The 25,842-nt window shown below is 60.3% G+C and carries 26 protein-coding genes; 16 read left to right on the top strand and 10 right to left on the bottom strand.

The window, feature by feature from the left end:
- Positions 1 to 16 precede the first annotated feature (16 nt).
- The 9 genes from AC1Q80_RS14605 (at position 17) to AC1Q80_RS14565 (ending at position 8,214) form a co-directional block, all read left to right on the top strand.
- Positions 17 to 1,000 carry a Bug family tripartite tricarboxylate transporter substrate binding protein gene (locus AC1Q80_RS14605; protein WP_492360867.1) on the top strand — a complete coding sequence of 328 codons (984 nt, stop codon included), beginning with the start codon at positions 17 to 19 and terminating at the stop codon, positions 998 to 1,000.
- A 26-nt stretch (positions 1,001 to 1,026) separates the two neighbouring features.
- Entirely contained in the window at positions 1,027 to 1,524 is a 498-nt protein-coding gene (locus tag AC1Q80_RS14600; RefSeq protein WP_492360866.1) for a tripartite tricarboxylate transporter TctB family protein, read from the top strand.
- A gap of 65 nt (positions 1,525 to 1,589) precedes the next feature.
- Entirely contained in the window at positions 1,590 to 3,101 is a 1,512-nt protein-coding gene (locus AC1Q80_RS14595; RefSeq protein WP_492360865.1) for a tripartite tricarboxylate transporter permease, read from the top strand.
- Between the two features lie 35 nt (positions 3,102 to 3,136).
- Complete coding sequence (locus AC1Q80_RS14590; RefSeq protein ID WP_492360864.1) at positions 3,137 to 4,213, top strand: Ldh family oxidoreductase; 1,077 nt, start codon at positions 3,137 to 3,139, stop codon at positions 4,211 to 4,213.
- Positions 4,213 to 5,043 carry a hydroxypyruvate isomerase family protein gene (locus tag AC1Q80_RS14585; RefSeq protein WP_492361073.1) on the top strand — a complete coding sequence of 277 codons (831 nt, stop codon included), beginning with the start codon at positions 4,213 to 4,215 and terminating at the stop codon, positions 5,041 to 5,043. The genes AC1Q80_RS14590 and AC1Q80_RS14585 overlap by 1 nt, the downstream gene beginning before the upstream one ends.
- Positions 5,040 to 6,419 (top strand): NAD-dependent succinate-semialdehyde dehydrogenase, encoded by a 1,380-nt coding sequence (locus AC1Q80_RS14580; protein ID WP_492360863.1) that lies wholly within the window; start codon positions 5,040 to 5,042, stop codon positions 6,417 to 6,419. Before AC1Q80_RS14585 ends, AC1Q80_RS14580 begins: the two co-directional genes overlap by 4 nt.
- A gap of 12 nt (positions 6,420 to 6,431) precedes the next feature.
- Positions 6,432 to 6,860, top strand: a complete 429-nt coding sequence (locus AC1Q80_RS14575; RefSeq protein WP_492360862.1) for a cupin domain-containing protein — start codon at positions 6,432 to 6,434, stop codon at positions 6,858 to 6,860.
- Positions 6,857 to 7,156, top strand: a complete 300-nt coding sequence (locus tag AC1Q80_RS14570; protein ID WP_492360861.1) for an antibiotic biosynthesis monooxygenase family protein — start codon at positions 6,857 to 6,859, stop codon at positions 7,154 to 7,156. Before AC1Q80_RS14575 ends, AC1Q80_RS14570 begins: the two co-directional genes overlap by 4 nt.
- A gap of 2 nt (positions 7,157 to 7,158) precedes the next feature.
- Complete coding sequence (locus AC1Q80_RS14565; protein WP_492360860.1) at positions 7,159 to 8,214, top strand: AbrB family transcriptional regulator; 1,056 nt, start codon at positions 7,159 to 7,161, stop codon at positions 8,212 to 8,214.
- A gap of 104 nt (positions 8,215 to 8,318) precedes the next feature.
- On the opposite strand, the gene AC1Q80_RS14560 is transcribed toward AC1Q80_RS14565, so the two are convergent.
- The gene (locus AC1Q80_RS14560) at positions 8,319 to 8,864 is read right to left on the bottom strand and encodes an IS5 family transposase (protein ID WP_492361072.1); all 546 of its coding nucleotides are present in this window, start codon (positions 8,862 to 8,864) and stop codon (positions 8,319 to 8,321) included.
- A 207-nt stretch (positions 8,865 to 9,071) separates the two neighbouring features.
- On the opposite strand from AC1Q80_RS14560, the gene AC1Q80_RS14555 reads away from it, so the two are divergent.
- Both AC1Q80_RS14555 and AC1Q80_RS14550 read left to right on the top strand, forming a co-directional pair.
- Positions 9,072 to 9,374 (top strand): hypothetical protein, encoded by a 303-nt coding sequence (locus AC1Q80_RS14555; protein ID WP_492360859.1) that lies wholly within the window; start codon positions 9,072 to 9,074, stop codon positions 9,372 to 9,374.
- A 139-nt stretch (positions 9,375 to 9,513) separates the two neighbouring features.
- On the top strand, positions 9,514 to 9,990 hold the full coding sequence (locus AC1Q80_RS14550; RefSeq protein WP_492360858.1) for a hypothetical protein: 477 nt from the start codon (positions 9,514 to 9,516) through the stop codon (positions 9,988 to 9,990).
- Here the strand turns inward: AC1Q80_RS14550 and AC1Q80_RS14545 are convergent.
- Together AC1Q80_RS14545 and AC1Q80_RS14540 are read right to left on the bottom strand one after the other, a co-directional pair.
- Positions 9,980 to 10,636, bottom strand: a complete 657-nt coding sequence (locus AC1Q80_RS14545) for a LuxR C-terminal-related transcriptional regulator (RefSeq protein WP_173422115.1) — start codon at positions 10,634 to 10,636, stop codon at positions 9,980 to 9,982. The genes AC1Q80_RS14550 and AC1Q80_RS14545 overlap by 11 nt on opposite strands.
- On the bottom strand, positions 10,633 to 12,027 hold the full coding sequence (locus tag AC1Q80_RS14540) for a sensor histidine kinase (protein ID WP_492360857.1): 1,395 nt from the start codon (positions 12,025 to 12,027) through the stop codon (positions 10,633 to 10,635). The genes AC1Q80_RS14545 and AC1Q80_RS14540 overlap by 4 nt, the downstream gene beginning before the upstream one ends.
- Before the next feature lie 276 nt (positions 12,028 to 12,303).
- Between AC1Q80_RS14540 and AC1Q80_RS14535 the strand changes: the two genes are divergently transcribed.
- Entirely contained in the window at positions 12,304 to 12,975 is a 672-nt protein-coding gene (locus AC1Q80_RS14535; protein WP_492360856.1) for a hypothetical protein, read from the top strand.
- A 201-nt stretch (positions 12,976 to 13,176) separates the two neighbouring features.
- Positions 13,177 to 13,671 carry a YciE/YciF ferroxidase family protein gene (locus AC1Q80_RS14530; RefSeq protein ID WP_492361071.1) on the top strand — a complete coding sequence of 165 codons (495 nt, stop codon included), beginning with the start codon at positions 13,177 to 13,179 and terminating at the stop codon, positions 13,669 to 13,671.
- A 411-nt stretch (positions 13,672 to 14,082) separates the two neighbouring features.
- Here AC1Q80_RS14530 and AC1Q80_RS14525 read toward each other — a convergent pair whose 3' ends face one another.
- The 3 genes from AC1Q80_RS14525 to AC1Q80_RS14515 form a co-directional block, all read right to left on the bottom strand.
- Positions 14,083 to 14,472: a hypothetical protein gene (locus tag AC1Q80_RS14525; protein ID WP_492360855.1), complete on the bottom strand. Its 390-nt coding sequence runs from the start codon at positions 14,470 to 14,472 to the stop codon at positions 14,083 to 14,085.
- Positions 14,473 to 15,307: 835 nt separating this feature from the next.
- Positions 15,308 to 17,146 (bottom strand): PBP1A family penicillin-binding protein, encoded by a 1,839-nt coding sequence (locus tag AC1Q80_RS14520; RefSeq protein WP_492361070.1) that lies wholly within the window; start codon positions 17,144 to 17,146, stop codon positions 15,308 to 15,310.
- Positions 17,147 to 18,477: 1,331 nt separating this feature from the next.
- A complete protein-coding gene (locus AC1Q80_RS14515; protein ID WP_492360854.1) occupies positions 18,478 to 18,672 on the bottom strand; it encodes a hypothetical protein in 195 nt (64 codons plus the stop codon).
- An 836-nt stretch (positions 18,673 to 19,508) separates the two neighbouring features.
- On the opposite strand from AC1Q80_RS14515, the gene AC1Q80_RS14510 reads away from it, so the two are divergent.
- The gene (locus AC1Q80_RS14510) at positions 19,509 to 19,976 is read left to right on the top strand and encodes a BA14K family protein (RefSeq protein ID WP_492361069.1); all 468 of its coding nucleotides are present in this window, start codon (positions 19,509 to 19,511) and stop codon (positions 19,974 to 19,976) included.
- Positions 19,977 to 20,085: 109 nt separating this feature from the next.
- On the opposite strand, the gene AC1Q80_RS14505 is transcribed toward AC1Q80_RS14510, so the two are convergent.
- From AC1Q80_RS14505 to AC1Q80_RS14490, 4 genes are all read right to left on the bottom strand, one after another.
- The gene (locus AC1Q80_RS14505; RefSeq protein ID WP_492360853.1) at positions 20,086 to 20,640 is read right to left on the bottom strand and encodes an OmpA family protein; all 555 of its coding nucleotides are present in this window, start codon (positions 20,638 to 20,640) and stop codon (positions 20,086 to 20,088) included.
- Positions 20,637 to 21,314 carry a L,D-transpeptidase gene (locus AC1Q80_RS14500; RefSeq protein WP_492360852.1) on the bottom strand — a complete coding sequence of 226 codons (678 nt, stop codon included), beginning with the start codon at positions 21,312 to 21,314 and terminating at the stop codon, positions 20,637 to 20,639. Before AC1Q80_RS14500 ends, AC1Q80_RS14505 begins: the two co-directional genes overlap by 4 nt.
- Before the next feature lie 268 nt (positions 21,315 to 21,582).
- Positions 21,583 to 22,062, bottom strand: a complete 480-nt coding sequence (locus AC1Q80_RS14495) for an Lrp/AsnC family transcriptional regulator (protein ID WP_492361068.1) — start codon at positions 22,060 to 22,062, stop codon at positions 21,583 to 21,585.
- A gap of 35 nt (positions 22,063 to 22,097) precedes the next feature.
- Positions 22,098 to 22,700 (bottom strand): amino acid synthesis family protein, encoded by a 603-nt coding sequence (locus AC1Q80_RS14490; RefSeq protein WP_173422107.1) that lies wholly within the window; start codon positions 22,698 to 22,700, stop codon positions 22,098 to 22,100.
- A 170-nt stretch (positions 22,701 to 22,870) separates the two neighbouring features.
- Here AC1Q80_RS14490 and AC1Q80_RS14485 point away from each other — a divergent pair, with 170 nt between their 5' ends.
- Together AC1Q80_RS14485 and AC1Q80_RS14480 are read left to right on the top strand one after the other, a co-directional pair.
- Complete coding sequence (locus AC1Q80_RS14485; RefSeq protein ID WP_173422106.1) at positions 22,871 to 24,676, top strand: helix-turn-helix domain-containing protein; 1,806 nt, start codon at positions 22,871 to 22,873, stop codon at positions 24,674 to 24,676.
- A 179-nt stretch (positions 24,677 to 24,855) separates the two neighbouring features.
- Entirely contained in the window at positions 24,856 to 25,842 is a 987-nt protein-coding gene (locus AC1Q80_RS14480) for a flavin reductase (protein WP_492360851.1), read from the top strand.

Below are 25,842 nucleotides of genomic sequence, written 5' to 3'. Positions count from 1 at the left end.
GATTGGAGGATCTTCCATGACGACTGTGACCAGACGCGTTTTCTCGACCTTGCTCGCTGCGGCGGCAACGGCAATGCTTGTCCACCAAACGACCGTTCCGGCCTTGGCCGCAGACCAGCTCAAGTCTCTCCATATCATGGCGCCGAGCAGCCCCGGCAGCGGCTACGACCAACTTGCCCGCACAATCCAGGGCATTCTTCAGGGCCAGAAACTGACCGGCCCGGTCGAGGTGCAGAACGTCGCGGGCGGTGGCGGTACTGTCGGCCTGGCGCAGTTCGTCACGTCCAAGCCCCGCCATCCGAGCGCGATGGTGATCGGCTTCGCGCTCGTCGGTGGCGTTCTGACGACAAAGTCGGCCGTCACACTCGACCAGACGGTTCCGGTTGCCCGATTGATGGGAGAGGCGGACGCTATCGTCGTACCCGCAAGTTCCGACATCAAGACCTTGGACGATCTTGTCGCCCGCCTGAAGGCGGACCCCGGCAAGGTGTCCTGGGCCGGCGGTTCGATCGGCGGCATCGACCACGTAGCGGCAGGCCTGATCGCCAAGGCCGTCGGGGTCGATCCCAAGAAGATCAACTACGTCGTGCACGCCGGTGGCGGCGAAGTGCTGGCGTCCACGCTCGGCGGGCATGCGACGGTCGGCATCAGCGGCTACGAGGAGTTTCGTGCCCAGGTCGAGGCTGGGGAGCTTCGCGCGCTTGCGGTGACCGGCGACACCAGGATCCCGGGCGTCGATGTGCCGACGTTGAAGGAAGCGGGCGTCGACCTTGCCGTCATGAACTGGCGCGGGATCATGGCGCATCCCAAGCTTTCCGACGCGGACCGCCTGGGCCTGGACGAGGCGATTGCAGCTCTCGTGAAGACGGACGAGTGGAAGGCCGCCCTCCAGAAGCGCGGGTGGATCGATACCTACCTGCCCGCCAAGGAGTTCGGTGCGTTTCTGGCCGAAGAGCAGAAGCGCGTCGAAAGCGCTCTGAAGGAAGTCGGACTGCTCTAGAGACCAGTGCATTGGGAGGCATCATCATGTTGAAATCGGCCAGTTTCCGTATCGGCGAAACGATCCTCGGGCTTGCTTCGTTAGGCCTCGGGCTGTTCCTCGCGATTGAAACCTGGATGACGCCTCCCATTGCGGCTCAAGCGGTGATCGGGCCGGGACTTTTCCCGGCATTGATTGCGGGCGGCCTTACCCTCGTCGGATCCCAGTTGCTTTATGAGGCCGTCATCCATCGCTTCGACATCGAGGAGTTTCCGGAACTCGACTGGAAGGCCGTCATCATCGTTGCCGCCGCCTTCGCGGCGCAATTGGTGATCCTGGAGCGCTTCGGCTGGATCATTTCCGGCACGTTTCTCTTTGCCGTATCAGCCATGGCGTTCGGCAGCCGGACCCATGTCTGGAACGTCGTGATCGGCATCATGCTGAGTTCGATCACCTACGTGGTTTTCGATTACGGGCTCGATCTCGATCTGCCGATCGGCAGCTACATCGAGGATCTCATCATCGCTTTGGGCGGGACGGTGTGACGGCCGCGGTTTGATCCCGGCGGAACCACATCAACGCGACCCCATGCCCGAAGGGCGGACTGATCATGGATACAATAGCAGCACTCTTTCATGGCTTTGCCGTCGCGGTAACGCCTTACAATCTGTTCTGGTCGCTCGTCGGCGTGACCCTCGGCACGGCCATCGGTGTCCTGCCGGGTATCGGACCGGCCCTGACGGTGGCCCTGTTGCTGCCCGTCACCTACGGGCTTGAGCCGACCAGCGCATTCATCATGTTCGCCGGCATTTACTACGGTGCGATGTACGGCGGCTCCACCACCTCGATCCTCCTCAACACGCCGGGTGAATCCGCTTCGATCGTGACGGCGCTAGACGGTCATGCGATGGCTAGAAAAGGGCGAGGCGCGCAGGCCCTGGCGACGGCGGCGATCGGCTCGTTCGTGGCAGGAACGATCGCCACCATCGCGCTGACCTTCGTTGCACCGCTGATGGTCAAGATGGCGCTGCTGTTCGGGCCGACCGAATATTTCGCGCTGATGGTGCTGGCCCTTACCACGGTAACAGCGGTGCTTGGCAACTCGCTCTCGCGCGGCCTTGCCAGCCTTCTCTTCGGTCTGGCGCTCGGGCTCGTCGGCATCGACCTGCAGACCGGGCAGGCACGCTTCACGCTGGGCATCTCCGAACTTCTGGATGGCATCGACGTCGTCGTGGTCGCTGTTGGGCTGTTTGCCGTCGGCGAGACGCTCTACACCGTTGCGCGCCACTGTTTCGAGACCGAGGAGATCTACCAGCTTAAAGGTTCCAAGTGGATGAGCCGCGAAGACTGGCGGCGTTCCTGGAAACCGTGGCTGCGCGGGACCGCGCTCGGCTTTCCGATTGGCGCGCTTCCGGCGGGCGGCAGCGAAATACCGACCTTTCTGTCCTATCTGACGGAAAAGCGCCTTTCCAAGAACCCGGAGGAGTTTGGGCACGGCGCCATCGAAGCTGTGGCCGGGCCGGAGGCTGCCAACAACGCTTCGGCAGCCGGCGTTCTCGCGCCGCTGCTAGCACTGGGGCTGCCGACCTCGGCGACGGCTGCGATCATGCTGGCCGCTTTTCAGCAATACGGCATCCAGCCCGGACCGCTCTTGTTCGACAACAATCCTGATCTCGTCTGGGGTCTTATCGCCAGCCTCTACATCGGCAACGTCATGCTGCTGATGCTCAATCTTCCGCTCGCCGGCGTCTGGGTGAAGCTCTTGAACATCCCCCGTCCGTGGCTCTACTCCGGCATTCTGCTGTTTGCGACGATGGGGGCCTACACGCTCAACAACAATATCGTCGATGTCGCGATCCTCTGGATCATCGGGGTCATCGGCTTCGGCATGCGGGTCCTCGACGTGCCGGTTGCGCCGTGCATCGTCGGCCTGATCCTCGGACCGCTTGCCGAACAGCAGTTCCGCCGTGCGCTGACGATCAGCCAAGGCGACGCAAGCGTCTTCTTCACCCACCCGATATCGCTGGCGCTGCTGGTCATTGCCGCAACCCTCGTGGTCATCCCGACCGTCCTTCGCTGGCGTGCAGCGCGCCACGAACGCGAAATCGTCCCCCACGCCTGAGCAAACATCGCCAGTCAACATTCAGGAAGCTTGCCATGTCGACAGTCAAATATTTCCAAGCGGACGAACTCGCAGCCTTCGCGACAAAGATCTTCGCCAGCACAGGCATGACCGATGCTGACGCGGCCATCATTGCTGCGGATCTCGTGAAGGCGAACCTGCGCGGCATCGATTCCCACGGGGTCTCGCGTATCCCGATGTATGTCGAGCGACTGCAGCGCGGTCTCGTCAATCCGCGGCCGAACGTGACGGTTGCGAAGGTTGCCGGCGCTGTGTCTATCGTCGACGGCGACAATGGCATGGGCTTCATCGCTTCGCACCGGGCAATGGATGAGGCGGTCTCGCTCGCCAGCCGGAATGGCATCGGCCTCGTCGGCGTTCACCGCAGCACCCACTTCGGCATGGGCGCGCTCTACGCGCTTCAGGCCATCGAAGCCGGCTATATCTCGATGATCTTCACCAATTCGTCGCCCGCCATCCCGATGTGGGGCGGCCGCACCACGTTTCTCGGTGCGAGCCCGATTGCGGCAGGCATCCCGGGCGGCAGGCATGCGCCTTACGTCATGGACATGGCGATGACCGTTATCGCCCGTGGCAAGATCCGCCTGGCGGCCATGAAGGGAGAGGCCATTCCCGAGGGCCTCGCGCTCGATGTCGAAGGCAATCCGACCACCGACGCGGCCAAGGCCTTCGAAGGCGTCTGCCTTCCCTTCGGGGGCGTGAAGGGTTCTGTGCTCGCCACGCTGATGGACTTGATGTCAGGCGTCCTGACCGGCGCGAACTTCGGCGGCGACGTCAAGAGCCTCTACTTCGATCACAGCGAGCCGCAGAATGTCGGCCATCTGTTTTTTGCGATCAAGCCAGACCTGTTCCTGTCACTCGATGATTTCGAGGCGCGCATGGACGAGTTCTACGAGCGTATCAAGACGCTTCCCAAGGCCGCTGGCGTCAACGAGATCATGATGCCGGGCGAGCCGGAACAGAGGCGGGAGGAGGAGCGTCTGAAGACCGGCGTTCCGATCACCGCCAACGTCATCTCCGACCTCGTGAAGGAAGGCGAGCGGGTCGGAGCCGTATTCCCTGGTGCGCGGTCAGAAGGCGAGGCGGCGTGATGGTGGCAAACCGATGGTCCGCTCATATCGGCTACCTGTTTACCGAGTTGCCGCTGTTCGAACGGATTGCAGCTGCCGCGGCTGCCGGGTTCACCGCGATCGAGCATCCACAGCCGTTTGCGATACCGGCGGCAGAGATGCGGGCGGAACTTGCGCGCCGTGGCCTCGTCATTTCGCAGATTGCAGCGGCCATCGGTGACGCGGCCAAGGGCGAGAAGGGGCTTGCGGCCATGCCCGGGCGCGAGCCGGACTTTCGCGAAGAATTCAACCGGGCGCTCGACTATGCCGTCGCAGTCGGATGCCCTTTTTTGCACCCGATGGCGGGTGTTCCCTCGACGTCTGACAAAGCTGCCGTCGCCGACACCTACCATGGCAACCTTGATTACGCGGTGGAGCGCTCGGCAGGCACATCGGTCAAGGTGTTGATCGAGGCGATCAGCGTGGCTGCGGTTCCTGGCTATGCCATGTCGACGCTCGCGCAGGCCGCGACCATTCAGGACATGTTCGGGCCGGGGAACATCGCGCTTTTGGTCGATACCTACCACGCTCAGGCGACCGGCATCGGGCTTGAGGCCTGGATCGCGACAAACAGCCACCGCATCGGCCACGTTCATATCGCCGATCATCCCGGCAGGCATGAGCCGGGAACCGGCGGCATCGACTTCAGATCCGTCCTCGACGCGCTTGTGGACCACGCCTACGAAGGCGCGATCGGCTTCGAGTACATCCCATCGATAACCACGATCGACAGCGTCGGTTTCCTGGGTCGCTGGAAAGAACACATGGCGGCTAGCGCCAATCCCATATGGCAAGACAGGAGACCTGCATGATTACGGCGATCAATCCGACGAACGGAAGCGAGCTCGCGCGCTACGAACCGCATGACGACGCCTTTGTCGATGCTGCTCTTTCCGCCGCCGCAACGGCGCAGAAAGCCTGGCGGAAGGTCTCTGTCCAGGACCGTGTCGGGCTGCTGCATGGAATGGCGAAGGCCCTTCGCGCCAACAAGTCCCGTTATGCCGAAATGATCACGCTTGAAATGGGCAAGCCGATCGTCGAGGCGGAGGCCGAAATCGAGAAATGCGCCTATAATTGCGACTTCTATGCCGAGCACGCTCCGCGCTACCTGGCCGACGAACATTTGCAGTCCAATGCATCCGAAAGCGTCGTCGCCTTCGATCCGCTCGGTGTCGTGCTCGCCATCATGCCGTGGAACTATCCGTTCTGGCAGTTCTTCCGGTTCGCGGCGCCCGCCTTTGCGGCCGGCAACGGTGCAATCCTGAAGCACGCAAACAATGTTCCTCGATGCGCGCTGGCGATCGAGGAGGTGATGATGGAGGCCGGGTGCCCTGACGGCCTGTTTCGGACGCTGCTGATCGAGCCGCAGAAGGTTGCAAGCCTGATCGGAGATGACCGCATCGCCGCCGTGACGCTGACGGGGTCGACAGAAGTCGGCGCAATCGTCGCCGCGCAGGCTGGCAAGGCCTTGAAGAAGCAGGTGCTGGAACTTGGAGGGTCCGACCCGTTCATCGTTCTTGCCGATGCCGACCTCGAGGAGGCGGCAGCCGTTGCGGTCAAGGCGCGGTACATCAACGTCGGTCAGTCCTGCGTCAATGCCAAGCGGTTCATCGTCGAAGACGGTATCGCCGACCGCTTCGTCGAACTGTTCTGCGCCGGTGTTGCCAAGCTCAAGATCGGCGATCCGATGGAGCGGGACACCAATATCGGTCCGATGGCGCGGGCCAATCTGATGAGCGGGCTCCATGCCCAGGTGGAAAAGACCATTGCGGCCGGCGCGACCTTGAGGATGGGAGGGGCGCCGATCGACGGCGACGGCTTCTACTATCCGCCGACCGTTCTCGACCATGTGACGCCGAAGATGACTGCCTTCCGGGAGGAGACCTTCGGACCGGTCGCCGCCATCATCCGCGTGAAAAATGCCGAAGAAGCGATCCGTCTCGCCAACCAGACGGAATTCGGGCTCGGTTCGGCAATCTGGAGCAAGGACGTCGCGCGTGCCCGGGCGCTTGCGCGCGATCTTGATGCGGGCGCCGTCTTCATCAACGGCATGGTGGCGTCCGATCCGCGCTATCCCTTTGGCGGTATCAAGCGGTCGGGATATGGCCGCGAACTCGGCGTCTACGGCATCCGTGAATTCGTAAACATCAAGACCATCTGGATCGGTCCGGCGATCGCCGCAAAATAAGGAATGAAACCGATGTCCTCACCTGCACAGCCTGCGATCCTGCGCCCGCGCGACCTGAAAACCAACGACCGTGGCGGCGGTGCGCGTACCACGCCGCTTGTTACACGCAAATGCGGATCGACCAGCATGATCAACGGGATCACGGCGTTCGATCCGGGCGCCGCGATTGGTCTGCACAAGCACAATTGCGAAGAGAGCGTCATGGTGCTGGACGGCAATGCCATTGCCGAGATCGACGGTGTCAGGCACGAACTGGGACCGAATGATACGACCTGGATCCCCGCCAATGTTCCGCACCGCTTCATCAACGCCTCTTCGAGCGAGCCCATGCGCATCTTCTGGATTTATGCTTCCATCGATGCGACGCGCACGATGATCGAGACCGGCGAGGAGAGGGCGATCGACGCCGAGCACGGGCATCAGGCGGGAGGAAAAAAATGATCCTCGAAGTTGCCGAAATCACGGTCAAGCCGGGCACAGAGCCGGCGTTTGAAGAGGGCGTCGGCAGGGCCGCGCCCCTGTTCCTTCGTGCCAAGGGTTGCCACGGTCTCTCGCTACATCGGGTCATCGAAACTCCGGCGGTCTACCGGTTCGTGGTGAAGTGGGAGACGGTCGAGAACCACATGGTCGATTTCCGTAACTCCGATGATTTTCAGGCGTGGCGGGCGCTTGTCGGCGCCTTCTTCGACGGCGCGCCGCGCGTCACCCATTCGGAGTGCATCGCAAGTCATGGCTGACCATGCGTAGAAAGCGTGCGGCCGCCCTCCGTTTTGCTCTGACACTATCGATTGCGGCCGCCGGCGGCTGGGTGATGTGGCATTTCCATATGCCGCTCGCCTGGCTGCTGGGCGCGATGATTGCCACGGGTCTTGGCGCGCTTTTGCGCCTGCCACTGTCGATGCCGGCCTTTGCCAGGCCGCCGATGACGGCATTGATCGGTGCGATGCTCGGAACGTCGTTCTCGCCCGCTGTGTTCGAGCATCTCGGCCTGTGGCTTGTTTCGCTCAGCGGACTTGCCGTCTTCATCACGGCAGCAGGCGCGATGGTGTATGTCTACTTTCGCAAGGTAGCCGGGCTCGATCACCCCACGGCATTTTTCTCGGCAATGCCCGGTGGCTTGGTGGAGATGGTGACCTTGGGGTCTGAGCGCGGCGGCGACGAAAAGACGATCGCCCTTATCCACGCGTCACGGATCTTCCTGGTGGTCCTCACTTTGCCGTTTCTGATCCAGACCTTCACCGGGTCGCCGATCAGCCGCAGCGGGGCGAGTTATGTGCCGCTGTCAAACCTCGCCTTCGCCGATCTTGCATGGGTTGCGGCAGCCGCGGTTATCGGCGTCGCGATCGGCATCCGCCTGCGCTTTCCCGCCCGCTACCTGATGGGACCGATGGTGGTCAGTGCGCTCCTGCATTTTTCAGGCGTGACGACCTTCCAGATGCCGAGCGCTGCGCTGGCGGCAGCGCAGATCGTGATCGGAGCGACGGTCGGCTGCCGCTTCGCCATGGCGTCGCCGAAAGAGATCGTGAAGGTCATCAGCCTGTCGATCGGCTCAACGCTCTTGCTGCTTTGCGTTTCGCTGGCGTTTGCAGGCATTCTTGCCTACTTCACCGAGGTCCGCTTCATCGCTCTGGTGCTGGCTTACTCACCTGGCGGCGTCGCGGAGATGAGCATCATCGCTCTGTCGCTGGGCATTGAAGTGCCTTTCGTCGTCCTGCATCATATCGTTCGCGTCTTCCTCGTCGTGGCGGGATCGGCGGCGGTGTTTCGGGTAGTAAGGCATAGCCAGCAGGGATGAGAGTAGCAGGCCACCGCGCTCCTTCTCGCTCGGGGCCACTTTGATCGCATAATGTATCGACGGGAACGACTGCGGAGTTCTCGTGGCTTAGGACGAATCGACATTCACCTCAGCCAAAGCATAGCGGCGAGGAGATAGAGGAAACCTTCGAAGTGGATTGTTCTGCGGTCGTATCGGGTGCCAAAGCGGCGGAAGTGCTTCATTCGGTTGAGGCACCGCTCGATGCGGTTGCGATGTGTATAGGCGGCTTCGTCTTGGGGGATGATGATCTTGCGCGAGCGGTTTGACGGGATGACCGCTTCGGCTCCGATGCTGGCAATGATTTGCCGCAAAGCGTTGCTGTCATAGGCTTTGTCGGCCAGCACAGCATCACCGCTCTGTCCCTCCAGAAGTGCCCGTGCTTGGGTGATGTCGCCGACCTGGCCAGCGGTAACGATAAAACGCAGCGGCCTGCCCAAGGCATCGGCCAGCATGTGGATTTTGGTGGTCAGCCCGCCTCGGGAACGCCCCAGCGCCTTATCTTTGGCCCCCCTTTTCCTGATGCTGCCTGCTGATGAGCACGCACGATTGTGCTGTCGATCATCAGATATTGATTGTCCCGATCGGCCGTCAGCGTCTCGAACACCTGCTCCCAGATGCCGGCATGGCACCAGCGGCTGAATGTCGATCGACCCTAGGGAACCCAGACGATGACGCCGTCCAGACAATCCGGTGTCGACGCGCAACCTATATTGCGAAAATGTCGGGCGTACCGCGCTGGCGGACTTTGGTCCTATCTATCATCCGACTTCAGTCCGCTTTGACAGCAACCCGCTTCTTACGCACGCTGAGTACACTGCTGGGCTGGTGTCGCGAACATGTCGATCAAGAAATCACTGCGCCAATTTCTTTGTCTGCCGGTTCGACAAGCGCCAGCAAGCAAAATCCATGATTTGGAGTCCTTTCTCGACGTATGGCAAGCCTATAGCGTGGCAGTGATGGAACTGCACAGACTGCATGCCGAAAAACCGCCGCGGCAAGAAACGATCCGCGAGTTTGAAATCCTCTGCCGCCTTATTGAAGAACGGTTGATGTCAGCCCTCGACATGAAGGATCGGGCCGGAAGCACGGATGGATCGGGGCAACTGCCTGCTGGATTGCATTGGTCGGGGGAGCCTTGAAACGTCGTGCCTTCATTGCCCTGGTTTATCGAGGCGGGTATTTGGGACGGGCATATTCGGGGGTTGGTCAGATAGCGGAGATCGCACAATCGCGACAACCTGTCGAAGGCCGGGTGAAATTCTGATCTGAGGAAGTGCCATGTCTACGCGTCGGAAGTTACTTGCCGCAGCCTGTTCGACGGCTGTTTGTCTGTCTACCCTTGCGTTTCCTTATAAGCTCCAGCCCGCTGGTTCGCTTCTTCAGCTTGTTCCCCAGGAGGCCTTCGCCAAGAGCGGGGACAACAACGGCAACGGCGGTGGCAACGGTAACGGTGGGGGCAACGGTGGTGGAAACGGTGGAGGCAATAGCGGAGGAAATGGCGGAGGTAACGGAGGGGGCAGATCCGGAAATGAAAAATCGAGCGGGGGCAATGCTCGTGGCAGTTCGGCGGGCGCCAAGGGTGGGGGAGCCGCTCTCGGCGGCGGTGCTGCCAGGATCGGCGTGCGTCATGCCGATGGCATGAGCGAGGAGATCAGTGACGGCCGCTACATCATGAAGGATGCACGTGGGCGCATGATCATCAACCGAAGGGCGACGCTGGCCGACATGAAACGAATTAAGTCCCTCACTCCGTGAGAGGACGCCAATCGGCCGCGTCGCGCAGTAGCATGGCGGCCTCAGTCCGGTTTGTGACACCGAGTTTGGCCATGATCTGCGTCATATGGTGCTTTACTGTTTTTTCCTGAAGGTCGAGCTTCCGGGCGACGTGCTTGTTGCTCATGCCTGCGGCGACAAACTGCAGCACTTCGTGTTCGCGCGGGGTCAGGCTGGCGACCAGGGCCGTCAGGTTTGTTGTCGCGCGTGCCCGGTTGGAAAGGAGTTTGGCCGAGAGTGCGGGAGTGACGTAGCTTTCGCCCGTCGCGACGCCGCGAATGATTTCCGCAAGCGCTCGACCGCCGACCCCCTTAAGGACATATCCGAGCGCGCCTCGGTCAAGGGCCGCGGTAACATCGTCGCTGGTCTCGGAAACGGTCAGCATTATAATTTTCTGTGATGGCGACAACTCGAGGATCGGGAGGATTGCGTTCAAACCGCCCCCGGGCATCGAGATGTCCAGTAGCAAGACGTCCGGACGCAGGTTCTCGGCAATAAGCAGGGCTTCGTCCCTGGAACTCCCCTCAGCAACGATCTCGAAGCCACCGATCTCCAGCAGACTCCTTGTCACACCCTCTCGAAACAAGGGATGGTCGTCGACCACGGCCACGCGTATCGCTGTCGTCATGCCGCTTTTGTCTCCTCGGTGCTGATTGTCATACGAACGAGAGTGCCGGAGGTAGAGACCATAATCTCGAAGGTTCCGCCCAAACTCTCGATGCGCTCTCTCAATCCCTCAAGACCAAGTCCGGTTGGCTCGACGCGATCGGGGTCGAAGCCGGGTCCATTGTCGCCGACTTCGATCGTCACGTAGTCACCCGTCACCGATTGTAAGACGCGTTGTCCGGCGCCTCTGGCATGACGATAGGCGTTGTTGAGGGCTTCCTGTACGAACCGGTATATGCAGATCTTTGCCGAAAGCGAGATATCAGCCGGTGGGTCGACAATCGACAGCTGCACCATCGTCCCCGTTCGCTGTTGATGAGCGTGAACCACCCGCTTCAAGATCTCGGGCAGGGTCGCGGTCTCAATCTGCGGCAGGACGAGGCCGCTGCAGATCGTCCGGATCTCCTGCATCGCCTCGTCCAGACTTTCCTTGATTTCGCCTATGACGCGCTCGCGTGCGGCGCGTGCCGATTTCGGGTTGGTGAAAGCACCGCTGTCGAGCCGCAGGGAAGCGAAGGCCAGCAACTGAGCCGGCCCATCGTGCAGATCAGCGCCGATGCGACGCAGATGGCTTTCGTTGAGCGCAGTCGTGCGTTGCGAGGCGCGCTGAAGTCTCGCGCGCAACCCTTCGTTCTGCTCAAGAAGCGTCGAAAGCTCCGCGATCCGCTCCTTGAGCGCGTGGCGCTGGCTTTCGATCGTCCGGCTGCCTCGCAGCACGATCGCGGAAAGGACCACGAAAAAGGCGAGGGTAAATGCCGCGACCGCCAGCCAGGTATAGAACCGCGCTTGCTTCAGGCCGTGTTGAAAGTCGTAGGAGACTTCATGAAACTCCGAGACGGCGACGACGGCTCCCGACCACGGTTGCAGCACCGGATTATAGATCTCAAGGACCGGCATGTCGGCTGGGCGTCTGTCGGGCTGCTCCCCTGATTGATCGAACAGCGCCACCATGCTGCCCGAAAACGCCGTTCGAAGCTCGTCGCTGAGTTCGAGCCTTTTTCCAACTTGAGCCTCGTCGCTGGAATAGAGGACCGTCCCGTCTGCCCGCCACAGCCGGAAGGACAAAAGGCGGTCCCCCAGTGCTCCTTGGCCAAGCGTTTCGTCGAGTGCGCGCGCAACTGCACCGTCAAGCACCTGTGTCCGTTGCATATCGGGCAATAGCGGTGCGATCACACTGTCCACATAAAGAGCCGTGGTTGCGGCGGAGTTCCGCGTGACCGCCTCCTCGATAATGCGTGAAACAAACGCACCGACCAGCACCATTGCAGAGATTGCAACGAGGCCACCTATCAGCAGGAACTGACTCGCCAGCGATCGGGAGTTCCAATTTTTGATGAGTTGGTTGGCGCGCAAGAGACTTCCCGGGATCGACCGCTGGGTTGCCAGCGTCGTTGTAGGACAACAAACCCACGATAGCCTAACCGCTTGGACAGGCCGGTCAATGCTGTGGATCGGTTCTCAATGCTTGTCAGACCTTTGGCTGTCTGCCGGATAGGACCAAGGTCCGATCGGCTGCAGCAATGGTCCGGGGGGCATATCCGCTCACTTTTGCCCAAGATAAGTTCGGACCGTCTACAAGCCCGGCCTTTGTCAACCCCCTGTGCCGCGGCGATCCTAGGAGGAATTCTAATGGTTTTCAACAAAGCAATCGCTCGTGGCGTCGTGGCGCTGAGTTTGGCCGTAACTCTTCCGGTGGGCGGGATGGTCGGCGCGCCGGGCACTGCCCTTGCCAAGGACGGCCATGGCAATTCCGGTGGCGGTGGAGGTGGTGGGAGCGGCAACGGAAATGGCGGCAGCCACGGCGGGGGCTCAGGTTCCAGCCATGGGAAATCGGAAGCCGCGCGCGCAAACAAGGACGCCCGGTCCAGCAAAGCCAGCGACAAGTCGACGTTGAAGTCGTTCTTCACACGCGACAAATCACCCGAGACAACAAGAAAACCTGCCAAAGCGGACAAGCTGGCCAAGGCGGAACCGGTCGGTGCCGGCGTCGGCACTCCGGGGCTACGCTCGCTGAACCGCAACTATCACGCCTATATCAACTCGAACGATCCGCGTATGGCTGCGGTTTCTGCGTACGCGATGGCCTACGCCGAGTTCGAAGCGGAGAACGGCGTCGACGCCATCCCAAGTGACCCGGCTCTCAGCGACGAGGCATTGCGCGATGCGCTGGCCAGCTTCACGAAGGATGGCATCGTTACCGATGAGGTGCTTGACGAAGCCAAGGATATTCTTGGAGTTGGACCCGAGGTTGGCAAGATAGACCAGATCCGCGACACGCTTCCTCCCCCGACCGTGGATTAACAGGCCGGTTGGCCAACCAGGTAGACCTTAGCCGATATTCGCCGAGCCCCAGTTGTCGTGGTGGACAACTGGGGCTCGGCGTTCTGGCATTGCTCCGGTTTGCCCCCCGTCGCCCTGGCGCACAGCATTTTAGACCGGCGAACTGGAACGATTTCGCATTTGGATGCTTTCTCCCCTGCATACAATCAAGGGAGAACGTTTATGAAATCGCTGGCTGATATTTTCGAACACACGCTGCAGGACGTCTATTTTGCCGAGAACGCCATCACCAAGGCGCTTCCAAAGGTCGCCAAGGCCGCAAACAGCGCCGAACTGAAGAAGGCAGCCGAGGACCACCTTTCGGAAACGAAAGAGCAGATTAAGAAGTTGGAGCAGGTCTTCAAGTCAATCGGCAAGACGGCATCCGGCGAAAAATGCGATGCCATCGAAGGTCTGATCAAGGAGGCCGACGGCTTGATGAAAGAGGCTGAAGGGACGGCACTTGACGCCGGTCTTCTGGCTGCTTGCCAAGCTGTCGAACACTATGAGATCGCCCGCTATGGTTCGCTTCGCGAATGGGCAAAGGACCTCGGCCATGATGAGGCGCACAAACTTTTGAGCGAGATCCTCGACCAGGAGAAGGCGACCAACAACAAGCTCACCAATTTGGCCGTCACATCGATTAACAGGACCTCGGCGCGCTCCAAAGCCGCATAGTAATAACAAGGGCGGCAATGTCCGCCCTTTTCCATTTCATATTTCGCGGCGGGCTGCTGCTTGCTCACGTCAGCGTTTCATAGCGCGGGCTCGCGCAGGAGCAGATTTTTTGCGTCTACGTGCGCGAAAACAGCGCCTTTCATTTCAACTCTCTCAGGCCCATGTGTCAGTCTTGTTCGTCACGCAAGGGTGGTTTGTTCAAGCGTTCGCCAATGCTACGACGACAATCGGCTAGTGGTGGTTGTGTATCTTGAGAGATGCGAAGTGCCGCAGCACAGGCAGCAGGCACCACAAAGCTGGCAAGTGAGCGATCAAGTGATTGTTGTGATCAGCCAGACTATCCGGCGACGCGGACACGAGATGCGCGCACTCTGCGAGTTCCGCGGGACCGCTCACATTTCATGATGGAGTTCAGGCGAGGCGTCCGACATCTTTCAGAATTTCGTAGAGTTCCGCCGCCGCCTCGTTTTCTCCGCCGGCATCGAGCCAGATTGGTCCGATCGCAAGCTCGATTTCTTCGCGATACTTCTCGCCCAGTACCATACTGACGGTGTGCACCCCCACGGCCTCAGACGTTGTCAGATTGACGGCAATGTGAAAGGAGCCATTCGCAATATCGTGCGGCATGTCGTAGATCCGCGTGATAAAGCCCTGAAAGTCATTCGTATCGCCTCGTTGCTCGAGCGCTGTAAGCAACGAAGGATGAAGGATCTCTATCGCGACGCTTTGTGGCACAAGCCAGCGGGTGCCAGGCTCAATGACGTCCTCGACGTTACTTTGATCAACTGTTTCATTGAGCATACTTGTTCCCCCCTTCACGGAAGGTATTGCAGTGTGCGGATGCGTCAAGTGTTGGCGATGTTGTTGTTCGGATCGACCGACAAATAGAGCTGGAAGTGGAAGGGTGTCGCAGGCGGATTTGGCTGATCTCGCGATAGATCGCGAAGCGGTGGGGCCGGAACTCGTCCTTAGGGACTCGCGGGTGACATGCTTGGAGGGGGACGCGTAAAGTGAGGGAGGGTCACCGGATGGAATTGCGCGCGGGCCGAGCAAATCTCAGAACATCGCAAAATGTATCTGCATAACAGGACCCATTTACGACGTCTCGCCTCGGTTTCAACCGGAGCAACCTGGTGAGCTCCACATCTGATTGCCGACACCGTTCTGCCGAGCACCCAAGCCTAGTTGCAGCATTGGGTGCCAGCGCACTCTTGGCGATCACTCGATCAAGGTTGATCTGATGGTAGAGGCAGCCGTTGCTGCGCTTAGCGTAGTCCCGAAGTGGCAGTAGCAAATGATTTCATGTGACTGCGAATGCGCGCCCACAGCGACCCGTTGAGCACTGACTTCGCAACAGCGCGCGAGTATCCTTCGATGGTGCCTGACAGAGTCCAGCCCGATGCCAGCGATTTGCCGCTCAGATGCGACGCTTTATGTCTGACCTTCAACTTTAACGCCAATGGCCTGCCCGGCTCGGCGGGCCTTGGCGTTCGGCTCGCGCCCGTTTGGACGCTCGAACAGCAGAACCGCAATTTCCAGGGCAGGAAGGTGAGGGGTGTCGATGTCAGGATCGGGTCTGGGTTGCGTAGAGCGTATTTGGTACAGAATGGGTCCAGGCCAAGTGGCAACCTGGCCGTTACCTCTCACACAGCCGTCGCTCTCCCCGATAGGGTTGGTAGGTGCAATCGGAAGCCCGAAACGATCGATAACTCCGGGCGCAAGCTCTGATGTTGCAGGATGCCGCAGGCGTTCTTTGGCTTGTCATGAGCCCGGTCTCCGGATCAATCGGCTGTGCCGGTTGCGACATAGCCGCATGCATGAAGTCCCGCCAGATGCGTGCCGGAAGCGCTCCACCGGTCACGCCCTTCATTGGTGTATCGTCATCGTTGCCGACCCAGACGCCCGCAACGAGATCCTCCGTAAAACCTACAAACCAGGCATCGCGGTTGTTCTGGCTGGTGCCCGTCTTTCCGGCAGCAAATGCGCCCGGCGAAGCGTCTTGGCCAGTGCCGCGCTCGACCACGAGCTGCAGTAGGCTCACCAAGTCCTGTTGGTAGGAGGCGAGATCGATAGTTGCCGGAACCAGCGGCCCGACGCGGAAGGCCCTGGTTTGGCCGGACGCCTGAAAGTCGATGACGCCCCAAGGTTCGACAGGAGATTTGCCAAGACGGATCGAGGCATAGGCGCCCGTCAGATCAAGCAAATTGACTTCGGATGATCCAAGCGCCAATGCCGGCACCGGATTAAGTGGAGCGTCGATACCAAGGTCCCTCGCGGCGGCGATAACATTCTCGACGCCCACGTCCTGCGCCAGCGCGACGGTCGCGCCATTCAAGGATCGGGCGAAGGCTTCGGCAAGTGTCACCCAACCGCGGTAGCGGCCGGTCGAGTTTTGCGGCGACCAACCGTCGATTTCAATCGGACCATCGAAGACCCTATCACCCAGGGTAAGCCCGTTCTTGAGGGCTGCATAAAAGACGAATAGCTTGAATGTTGAGCCGGGCTGCCGCTTGGCGGAGACGGCGCGATTGAACTGGCTGATCTTGTAGTCTCGTCCACCGACCATGGCGACCACCGCTCCATCCGGCGTCATCGCCACAAGCGCTGCCTGCGACGCACCTACCGCTTTCCCGTCCTTGTCAAGATTGCGGGCCACCACCTCCTCGGCGAGCTGTTGAAGGTGGGGTACCAGCGTCGTGCGCACTGTTGTCAAACCTGGAGAGGCTCCCGCAATTTCGCCGGCCTGGGGTGAGATCCAGTCTGCGAACCAGCTGCCCAGGCGCGGGGTCGGGCTGGTTGGGTGCAACTCAGCAAATTCTGCTTTCGCGGCGATCGCGTCCTCTGACCCCAACTTTCCGTTTGTCACCATCGCGTCCAGGACCGTTGCCGTCCGTTCACGTGCGGCGTCAAAATTGTCGATCGGATTCAATTGGCTCGGCGCCTTCAGGAGACCGGCAAGCATGGCGGCCTCCTGCACGCTGAGTGCGGCGATATCCTTGTTGAAGTAGATCCGCGCCGCCGCCGGCATTCCCGTCGCGCCTGCCCCAAGGTAAACGGAATTCAGGTACCGCGTCAGGATCTCGCGCTTGCCCAGCTTCCACTCGAGCCAGAATGCGACGACCAACTCCTGCAGTTTGCGCTTCAGCGTACGATCGCTTTCAAGATACTGCAGTTTGATGAGCTGCTGGGTAATGGTGCTGCCGCCCTGGACGACCGTGCCGGCCTGGAAGTTTCTGAGTATCGCCCGCATGATCCCTCTAGCGTCGACGCCGTAGTGATCCATGAACCGGCGATCTTCGGTTGAAAGCACTGCATCGAGCAAATGTACGGGGAATTCCTCGTATCGGGCGTAGCGACCCTGGAAGGGGCCTTGCCTTACGATCGGATTGCCGTCAGCGGCTTCAAGGACCACAATCGGCTTCAGAGAGCCATCGGCGATTTCTCTCCAGGGCACGTCCTTCAGTGCCCACGTCATCGTTCCGATCGCCAAGATCAAGACGCTCAGCAGCACCGTCGCAATACCGACCTTCCATGACCGTAGCGGAGCTCGCAGGGAACGAAACCATACCGGCGTGGTGATGGCGCCTATCGCACCGGGTATGCCTCTGGTCACGGAAGACAGCGTGGTCGCCGCCTTCAACTTCATACCGTGCGGCATTCGTGCGCCCAGAGCGCTCGCTGCCGATTTGATCGTGTTGATCAGCGCGGATGAAACTGTCTCGAAATGTCGTCCGATCGTGCCGAGATCACGTCGAAATGCAGATGCGAGATGGCGAAGCGCGAGCTTGCTTTCCGTGAACGCCAAAGGATGCGGCGCCGTGATATCCGCACCTCGTTGCGGAGAAGACCCGTTTTCTGTTCTGTCGTCATTGGAGCTGAGACCTGCCTCAACGGACACTCCAAGGTGTTCTGGTTCGGCGCCGGAGGCGGCATTTTGCTCATCGGTCCGATTTGAGTTGTCTGAGGAATTGTTCATTTCCTGCCGGCGCTGTTGTTGCATCTAGGATTTAGCGCGGGAAAAGGCGGAAGAAAGGCGTTGACCGGAGCGGCTGCTCACGCGGTCGACGAGATTTGCGTTCCCAGTCTTTGCGACGGGGAACGAAGCGCCAGAGATATCGGGAACCTTACCGGTCCTTCATCGTTCAGTTCTCAATGGTCAATTGAACTTTACTGAGGAGGCGGACATGCGAAAGTCCCTTCACAATTTTCTGGCAGCGGGCCTGCTGGCAGTGGGCGCCCTTTCTCCTTTCATCGACGTCATCGGCGCAATCATTGGATCTCTATATCGGTCCGGATGGGCGATCGGACATGCAGTTCCGCGATCAAGACCGAGACCGCCGATACTACGACGAGGAATATGAGCGGCCGGGTTGTAGCGAACGGCAGGCGCTTCGTCGCGCATCGCGACTTGGTGTACGAGATCCTGAAATCCAGGCGGTAACACGCCGACAGATCGTTGTTGACGGTGAGCGACGTGGGCGGTTCGTGACCGTGGCATTTGCCAATAGGCCTGGTTGCCCGCGCCTCGGCTGAGCGCAACGCCGAGCTCGGATGCTGTACTGACTTCTGAGGCAGCGTCTGCGCGCCATTTCACGACTGGCCCGATGAGGCATTACCCGCGAATGGGGGCTTCGAAGGAGCCGGGCTATTGGTTGCTTCAACCCGCATCGCCGCTATCATCGCTCCGATCGCGAGGATGTTCCTGCAGGACAAGCTATTTCGCTGCCACGCTTCATCTCATACGCGTGTTGGAGCTGCAACCAATCTCTTCTCCGAGGGAGACAAGTTCTGCATGGAGGCCACCTTTCATTCGGCTGGCAGCAATCGCACGCGAGAACACTTTTGCGGCCGAACCTTGATCGCCTGTCCAACGATCGTCAGCAACGGCTCGCCACGCACGAAGCTCTCTTCGACGAGATGAGACTGCTCCAGTCGGCCGACGACTTTTTCTGACAGGCGTTTGTCACCAACCAGCCAGTCGCTACCCTCTGGCCGTTCCATGGCCAGACTTCAGTCGCATGGGGGGGCGACCCTAGTCTGCGGGCCTTTCAGACGATGGTCTGGCGAAGCTTCGTTTAACTCCAAAGTTCAGTGGCGGCTCACCGCGGATACGCTTGCAGCCCGGCCGCCGAGCGGCGCCTGCAACAACCGCTGCCGACATCGACGAGCACCGCCGCCTCGCCGTCAGGGATCATCGTCGATGGGCCGAGTGCCTCTACCGGGGGAACTATGTGTCCAGTCAGGGCCACCACGGGTCAGCTTGTGCAGGCTCGACGGGTCGACATGCACCGCCAGGATCGCTCCCTCGTCAGGGCTGGAGATTGGCTCCACGTTGTGCGCCGAAGTCACCAAGTGGCGCAACGTCCTCAAATAGAGAATTGGATGGTTTCCTATCACTAAAGTTATAGTACTTCTGATTGAGGGAGCGCAGATTTGCATATAGTTCCCGATACTATGTAACGGCACCGAGCACTTCACGAAGCGAGCGCGAATACATGTACGAGAAACCCACGAAGTGAGGACAATCCCGTCGCGACGTTGTCGATATGCGGGCGTAGGCTCCGCACTGAAATCTCCGGATCCCGCCCGAATTCGGCGCAACCAAGCGAGATCGCCTCCACCCTCGTAGAGCCGACCGGCTCGAGCGGCATATAGGACCTTTGCGGGGCGGCCATAGGACTGAGGTCCTATGGCACGCGATATTCTTGGCGCTAAGTGATTGGGTAAGCGGCTTCGCTCTGTTCACCATCGGAAGTCAGCCTGAATTCCACGCGCAGCCCGTTAGTGGCGCGTACTAATCACAGACATCTCTTAGCAGGAAGCTTTTGGGTGAAGTCATGAAAACAATAGGTACAATATTCGTAGCAGCCGCTACGGCATTGTCGGCGGTCTCGGCTCAGGCCGTGCCTATGTCTCCTGTTACGGGCGGCAAGTCTCTCTCTCAGTCCGTCGAGTTTGTCCACCACAAGCCAGGTCACTACGGTGGCCCGCCGCGCTCACGGGGGTACAATGGCTATCGTTACGATGTGGGCCCGCGATACGGCTATTACAATGGCCACCAGGGTTACCGTTACCGTCGGGACGGGTATCGTCGACACAGTGACGGGTGGTGGTACCCTCTCGCTGCTTTCGGAGTTGGAGTGGTTATCGGTGGTGCGATCGCCTCACCTCCCCGCAGGGTCTATTCCAACGCGCCATCAGCGCATGTCGAATGGTGCTTTGACCGGTATCGGTCATACAGAGCCTACGACAACACCTTCCAGCCCTATTATGGACCACGCCAGGAATGTGTGTCGCCGTATTAGTGATCAGGACGCCTCTCGCTCCGGGAATGAGCCGTGGGGGTTTGCCGGTAGTACCTTTGCCTCTCTACTAAGGTAGTTAATAAGGCGACACCTCCTGGACACCCGCCTTTCAGAGTGTGTCCCGTTCTGTGCGAAGATTTGAGACCACGCGCCGATTCTGCACCTTGCAGGAACGCTCCGCGCAGTCGCGCACCTCGCGGTCGTTGCCATAGCCCTTGGCCCACATGCGGCTGGGGTCAACGCCCTTCGAGGCAAGATAGGCCATCGCGACATCGGCGCGCTGCTGCGATAGATCCGCCATCTTCGAGGCGGAGCCGCTGTCGTCGGAGAAGCCCTGCAGCTTGACCAGCCAGCGCGGATTGCTGTTGAGCCAGGTCGCCTGCTTGTCCAGAGTTGCCTTGGCGACGGGGTCGAGCGCGGCCGAATCCTGCGTGAAATAGGTTCGGCGGCCGACATTGAGGATGAAATCCTCCTCGCTGCCGGCCGAGACAGTCTCGAAGCCGGGAGCCGGATCGTCGGTTCTTCCGGTCATCGGCACCGCGGCTGGTTCTTCGACCGCAGCAATCTCGGTGGTGTTGCAGGCGGTCAGCGTCAGGAGAATGGCCGCAGCAGAAAGCAGCCTCATATAGCCAGGCATAGCGGGCATCAGGGCGGTGTTCCTCATTCGACGGGGGTTGCGACCGGAGTTGCTTGACTGACCTCGGGGGCCTTGTCGGCAATGTGTGGCAGGACCTGAACGGCGGTGCCGATCGGGCAGCGCTGATAAAGATCAATCGCATCTTCGTTGAACATGCGAATGCAGCCGCTGGAGGCATCCTTGCCGATACTACCCGGCTCCAACGTCCCGTGGAAGCGATAGCCGGTGTCGATACCATCACGAAGCAGGTACATGGCGCGCGGGCCAAGCGGGTTCTTCGGCGAGCCCCCGTCAACGAACTCAGGCAGTTCGGGGTGACGTTCGCGCATTTCCGGCGGCGGTGTCCAGCGCGGCCAGAGCGATTTGCGGTCGATCGTAGCGCGGCCATACCATTTGAAGCCCTCGCGCCCGACGCCGACGCCATAACGGATGGCAGTCTTGTTCTCCATGATCAGATAGAGAAAATGGTGCCTTGTATCGACAACGACCGTGCCGATCGGCTCGGTGCTGAAATATTTGACGACCTGACGCTGCCATTTCCTGTCGATCTTGGCGAAATTCGTGCTTCGGTAGGTCACGCCATTGTCGACTGCAGAGCCGGAAAAATAGGACGTCGCCGCAGCGAAGACCGGTTTTTGGATTGCGCCGGCGCTTAGCAGGGCTAGACCACCAAGCATAATATCCCTGCGGGTGCATTCCATCGGCAATATCCCCCGAAAAGCCAAGCAGCGAGCCGCAGTAAAACAGATTGGTAATTTTCTACAATATAAAATTCCCCGGCATCTCCAGAGAGGTGATTGCACCTATTCCTGCGTGCCGACCACTGGGGATCGTAACGTCGGGGTGTCCATCATGATCAATAGACAGGGCCGCGGCCGCGCTTTGCCCCGCGCTCGGCGAGGTGGGCGTTCTCAAACGGCGTTGACATGTCACTGTCTTCATCAATGGTGCGTGTGCCTACGACCCGTTCTAGGCCTCGTCCACCAGCATAGCCAAGGGAAGTACGGGTTCTTCCTTGACCGTCTTGGTAACGATGTAGGTGAAATAGCGAGCGATGCCGAGCTCGCGGTCAAGCAGCGCATCGATCATGCGCTGATAGGCGTCGATGTCGGCGGCGACGATTTTCAGGATGTAGTCGACGCCGCCGCCAACCGACCAGCAGCAGACGATTTCTGGAACGTCGCGGACGGCTCGTTCAAACCGGTCGAAGTCAGCCTGGCGGTGGTTGGCGAGCGTCAGCTCCACCAATAAGCTTGCAACCGGGGCCAGCCGCCGCAATGCCACATGCGCATGATAGCCGCTGATAATGCCAGCCTTTTCGAACTTGCGCAGCCGCATCCAGCAGGCCGTGGGAGACAGGCCCGCCTTATCGGCGAGCGCAAGTTTGGTGATGCGGCCGTCTCGCTGGATGGCATCGAGAATGCGCAGGTCGGTCGCATCAAGCCTCATCATAAACTCCCACGCAACTTGCCTGTCAGCTCACTTCAGACCTTGGCGCGCAGCGCGGCCTTTTCGGCATCCATTTCGGCGATGTCCTGGAAGCGGTCGGCAATGCGGGCATGGGCGCGGCCGCTGTCTGAGGCACCGATTGCAACGATGATCTCATCGGGACCCGGCGCGTCGGCGATCTGGAAATTGGCCGTCAGGAAATGCGATCGTTTGCCGCTCTCGCTCTTGTGCATCATCGGCAGGCAAAGCAGCGCGCCCGCTGCGTTGCGGGTGTTCGCGAATTCTAGATAGTTCGTACCGCCGATCGCCTCGCGGAAGGGATTGCCGAAGCGCAGCGTATGGATCATCGCCGAGGCGTGCTCGATTTCACCGTTAACGCCGACTGCAGCTGCCTTGCCGCAAGCCTCGATCCGCTCGGGCTCCATTTGCCGAAGCAGCCGGCTCGTCATTTCGTGGCTGAGCTCACTGGCAATGCGAATGATTTCTGGCCTGAGGTCTTCGACAAATCCGCGGCCGGCCCAGGGGTTGTGGATCACCGCCGCGACCACGACGATATTGACGGGACGGGGCGCTGCCTTGCCGCCTTCCACCAATGTTTCTTCCAGGAAAGTGTAGAATTTTCGAATGCCGATCGTCATGGGATGTGCCGTTGCTGTTTGTTGGGATTGTCTCGCACCCTAGCGGGATCGCCGAATGACGCTTCCTACGTTTCGTCGGATGATGTGCGCAGCGGCTTCAACGAAGCAGAGTAGACTTTGGCCTTCGGCACGCGCATGGTTGCTTGATGAATGTCAAGAGGCGAGACGACTTGGATCAGAAGTCCCGGATACTGGCGCTCCGCGACGTCGCCAGTCAGATCAACAGTGGCGGCGATCTTCAGACAGTGCTGCAGCAGCTCATTGCGGCCGCCTGTCGCCATGCGAACTGGTCTCTGGGGTCGATCATGGGCATCGATGCCGCTCATGGTTATGCGCATGTCATCGTGCGCTACGATCCGACGTTGATCCAGCGGGCGCTGCCCGACAAATGGGAACTGGCGACAAGTCCGTCCCTGATCGCGCTGCAACGAAACGAACCCGTCTACATCCGCGACGCGCGCGAAACCGCCGAGTTTCCAGGCTACCGCAAGGAAGCCTTCGAGCGCGACTACCGCACCGTTCTCGTCATGCCGATGAACTGCAGCGATGCGGAAGGCCGGCCGATGGTCCTGAGCGTCATCGCAAGGCAGGTGACGGATGTTACCGAGGACGATCTCGCTTTTCTCGGCACGATTATTCACCTGGGCGCCGTCGCCGTCGAGCGCGAACATCAGCTGGAAGCGCAGAAGGTCTCGGCCCAGCGTTTGGAGCGCGCACTGAAGGCGCATACGTCGCTTCTGGAACATGTGCTGACCGACGGTTCGGTTTCGTCGCTCTCGGCCATGGTTGGAACGATGCTTCCCAATCCGACGGTCGTCGTCGATTTCACCGCGAACCAGGTCATGGCGGGCAAGTCGCCGAATGTGACCTTGTTCGACGATGCTGGTTGGCAGGAAGCGGCCTCGACCGTCCTTGCCCGGCCGCTGATGAAAGCAGCGCGTGACGCTGTCGAGAAGGGGACGACCGAGGGAACGAGCCTGTTTCTGGATGACGGCAAGCAGCGTTTCCGGATCAGCGCGCGTATCGAGGGGCTGATGGTCGATATGCAGCTCGTCGGGGCGCTGATCATCTTTCCGACATTGCGGGAGTTCAGCGAACTCGACCTCCTGATGCTCGACAGCGCCAAGTTTGCGCTGAGCGTGCAGATGATGCGCAGCTTTATTCGCTTCCGTTTCGAGACACGGACGCAGACCGAGCTCTTCTTCGAGGTGGTCGAAGGGCGTTGGCGCAACGCGAACGACATATCCCAGCGTGCGCAGCGTCTGGGGTTCAGTTTCGCCGCCCCGCAGCAGATGATCGTCGTCGATTTCCCGGAAAAGACCAAGGCGTTCGGCGGCGCGTCCGTCGATGTCGAGCACACGCTATCACGCATCCTGCAGCAGGCGTCGATGCAAGCGAACCTTGTTGCCATCGACGGCGGAGTGGTTTGCCTGGTTCCGCCGGAAACCGGCAAGCGACAGGAGCGTATGGCGAAGCTCACGCGCCGCATTGCCGAAGAACTCGGTCGTTACTTCGACGAGGAACCGATCGTAGTGGTCGGCAATCGTTGCTCCACGCTTGGTGACTATCCTGCCGCCTGGGAGCGTTGCACGCGCATGATCGGGATCGGTCGCTCCTTCGGCTTGAACGGGGCGATATCGGCCCAGGATTTCGGTCCCCTTCCGATGCTGGTAGCAGCCTGCGACGCGGGCGATGTGCGCGGCTTCGTCCAAGAAAGCATCGGCGCGATCGCCGACCACGATCGCGAAAACGGAACGCCCTATCTCGAGACCTTGTCGATCTATCTGCAGGAGGGGTGCCGTAGCCAGGCCTGCGCAGATACGATGGGTCTGCACGTCACCACGCTGCGCTACCGCCTGACGCGGATTCAGGAACTCTTCGGCATCGATATCGAGACGCCGGAAAAGCGATTTGCCGTCGAACTCGCCCTTCGCCTGCACGGTGTCATCGACAACCGTTCCTCGGCACGCGCCTGATATTTCTCATCCCGCTGAAGTACCCCTTGCGATAGGGTCGCCATGCTGTTTTTTGGCTTCCGTTGCCCTGCTAGGGATCGGTGAAGAAGTTCTCGATCTCTTCCTATGAAGTCACGGAAGAACAGCCGTGATCGCCACGATAGCCTCCTCTCAATGTGATCGAGAGGAGGTACGAACGCATGGTGATCGAAGATGCATCGACGGACACGCCGATAGATCCCATTGCGCTGCGCCGCGCCTTCGGGACTTTCGTGACCGGTGTCACTGTTATCACGACCCGCGACGAGGATGGCATGCCTCGCGGCATGACGGCGAACTCCTTTACCTCCGTCTCACTCGATCCGCCGTTGCTTCTGGTCTGCGTCGCGAAGTCTGCATCGAGCTACCAGGCCTTCACCAGAGCGGGATGTTTTGCAGTCAACATACTGCACGAGGGACAGGTCGACGTCTCCGGTACCTTTGCCTCCAAGGCGCAAGACAAATTCCAGTCGGTGACGCACGACAACATTCACACAGGCGCGCCGGTGCTGACCGATAGCCTGACCTGGTTCGACTGCACCACCTTCAGCACGGTCGATGCCGGCGACCATGCGGTTCTGATCGGCCAGGTGCGTGCTTTCGGGACGAGCCCGACCGCGCCGCTCGGTTTCTGTCGCGGCCGCTATGCGAGCGTCAAGGATCCGCTGCCGAACGGCTGGCTTGCTTCTCATGGAATGATCATCGGCTACCTGATCGAAGCGGGTGATCGCCTGTTGCTGCGCGCGGACGGCAAGGGGGGATGGGTGTTGCCCTCGGCGCGGCGTCGCAAGGCGGATAGCCAGCTCGTCGTCGATGGTGGCGATGCGCTTAGTCTCGTGCCGGAGGAGACCTTCCTCTACTCCGTCTTCGACGTCGCCGACAGCGATCCTGGCTATCTCGTCTACCGCGCGCGGCTCGCCGGTGAGGGGACAAATGTGCCCGGTGATCTCCGGTTCTTTTCTCTCGACGATCTGCCTTACGACGCGATCGGCACCCACGAACTGCGATCCATGCTGCGGCGCTATGTGCGTGAGCGGCAGGCGGGACGCTTTGGCATCTACATGGATAGCAATGACGGCGGCCGCGTCGCGATGATCGACGGTGAAGCCCGTGCCTGGCTTCAGGCCTCCCAAGACCAAGGACAATGA

Source organism: Ensifer sp. GW823-FHT05D09 (genome assembly GCF_058795755.1).
The sequence above is the reverse complement of the archived record's forward strand: the minus strand, read 5'-3'. Positions and strand labels throughout refer to the sequence as shown.

What these genes read in the sequence shown, in the direction of transcription:
- AC1Q80_RS14555 (WP_492360859.1), top strand. Translation starts at nt 9,072, where the DNA reads ATGTCGATCAAGAAATCACTGCGCCAATTTCTTTGTCTGCCGGTTCGA.
- AC1Q80_RS14520 (WP_492361070.1), bottom strand. Translation starts at nt 17,146, where the DNA reads ATGACGTGGGCACTGAAGGACGTGCCCTGGAGAGAAATCGCCGATGGC.
- AC1Q80_RS14530 (WP_492361071.1), top strand. Translation starts at nt 13,177, where the DNA reads ATGAAATCGCTGGCTGATATTTTCGAACACACGCTGCAGGACGTCTAT.
- AC1Q80_RS14550 (WP_492360858.1), top strand. Translation starts at nt 9,514, where the DNA reads ATGTCTACGCGTCGGAAGTTACTTGCCGCAGCCTGTTCGACGGCTGTT.
- AC1Q80_RS14525 (WP_492360855.1), bottom strand. Translation starts at nt 14,472, where the DNA reads ATGCTCAATGAAACAGTTGATCAAAGTAACGTCGAGGACGTCATTGAG.
- AC1Q80_RS14545 (WP_173422115.1), bottom strand. Translation starts at nt 10,636, where the DNA reads ATGACGACAGCGATACGCGTGGCCGTGGTCGACGACCATCCCTTGTTT.
- AC1Q80_RS14600 (WP_492360866.1), top strand. Translation starts at nt 1,027, where the DNA reads ATGTTGAAATCGGCCAGTTTCCGTATCGGCGAAACGATCCTCGGGCTT.
- AC1Q80_RS14515 (WP_492360854.1), bottom strand. Translation starts at nt 18,672, where the DNA reads ATGGAACGGCCAGAGGGTAGCGACTGGCTGGTTGGTGACAAACGCCTG.
- AC1Q80_RS14605 (WP_492360867.1), top strand. Translation starts at nt 17, where the DNA reads ATGACGACTGTGACCAGACGCGTTTTCTCGACCTTGCTCGCTGCGGCG.
- AC1Q80_RS14535 (WP_492360856.1), top strand. Translation starts at nt 12,304, where the DNA reads ATGGTTTTCAACAAAGCAATCGCTCGTGGCGTCGTGGCGCTGAGTTTG.
- AC1Q80_RS14495 (WP_492361068.1), bottom strand. Translation starts at nt 22,062, where the DNA reads ATGAGGCTTGATGCGACCGACCTGCGCATTCTCGATGCCATCCAGCGA.
- AC1Q80_RS14585 (WP_492361073.1), top strand. Translation starts at nt 4,213, where the DNA reads ATGGTGGCAAACCGATGGTCCGCTCATATCGGCTACCTGTTTACCGAG.
- AC1Q80_RS14595 (WP_492360865.1), top strand. Translation starts at nt 1,590, where the DNA reads ATGGATACAATAGCAGCACTCTTTCATGGCTTTGCCGTCGCGGTAACG.
- AC1Q80_RS14580 (WP_492360863.1), top strand. Translation starts at nt 5,040, where the DNA reads ATGATTACGGCGATCAATCCGACGAACGGAAGCGAGCTCGCGCGCTAC.
- AC1Q80_RS14500 (WP_492360852.1), bottom strand. Translation starts at nt 21,314, where the DNA reads ATGGAATGCACCCGCAGGGATATTATGCTTGGTGGTCTAGCCCTGCTA.
- AC1Q80_RS14480 (WP_492360851.1), top strand. Translation starts at nt 24,856, where the DNA reads ATGGTGATCGAAGATGCATCGACGGACACGCCGATAGATCCCATTGCG.
- AC1Q80_RS14575 (WP_492360862.1), top strand. Translation starts at nt 6,432, where the DNA reads ATGTCCTCACCTGCACAGCCTGCGATCCTGCGCCCGCGCGACCTGAAA.
- AC1Q80_RS14505 (WP_492360853.1), bottom strand. Translation starts at nt 20,640, where the DNA reads ATGAGGAACACCGCCCTGATGCCCGCTATGCCTGGCTATATGAGGCTG.
- AC1Q80_RS14490 (WP_173422107.1), bottom strand. Translation starts at nt 22,700, where the DNA reads ATGACGATCGGCATTCGAAAATTCTACACTTTCCTGGAAGAAACATTG.
- AC1Q80_RS14570 (WP_492360861.1), top strand. Translation starts at nt 6,857, where the DNA reads ATGATCCTCGAAGTTGCCGAAATCACGGTCAAGCCGGGCACAGAGCCG.
- AC1Q80_RS14565 (WP_492360860.1), top strand. Translation starts at nt 7,159, where the DNA reads ATGCGTAGAAAGCGTGCGGCCGCCCTCCGTTTTGCTCTGACACTATCG.
- AC1Q80_RS14510 (WP_492361069.1), top strand. Translation starts at nt 19,509, where the DNA reads ATGAAAACAATAGGTACAATATTCGTAGCAGCCGCTACGGCATTGTCG.
- AC1Q80_RS14590 (WP_492360864.1), top strand. Translation starts at nt 3,137, where the DNA reads ATGTCGACAGTCAAATATTTCCAAGCGGACGAACTCGCAGCCTTCGCG.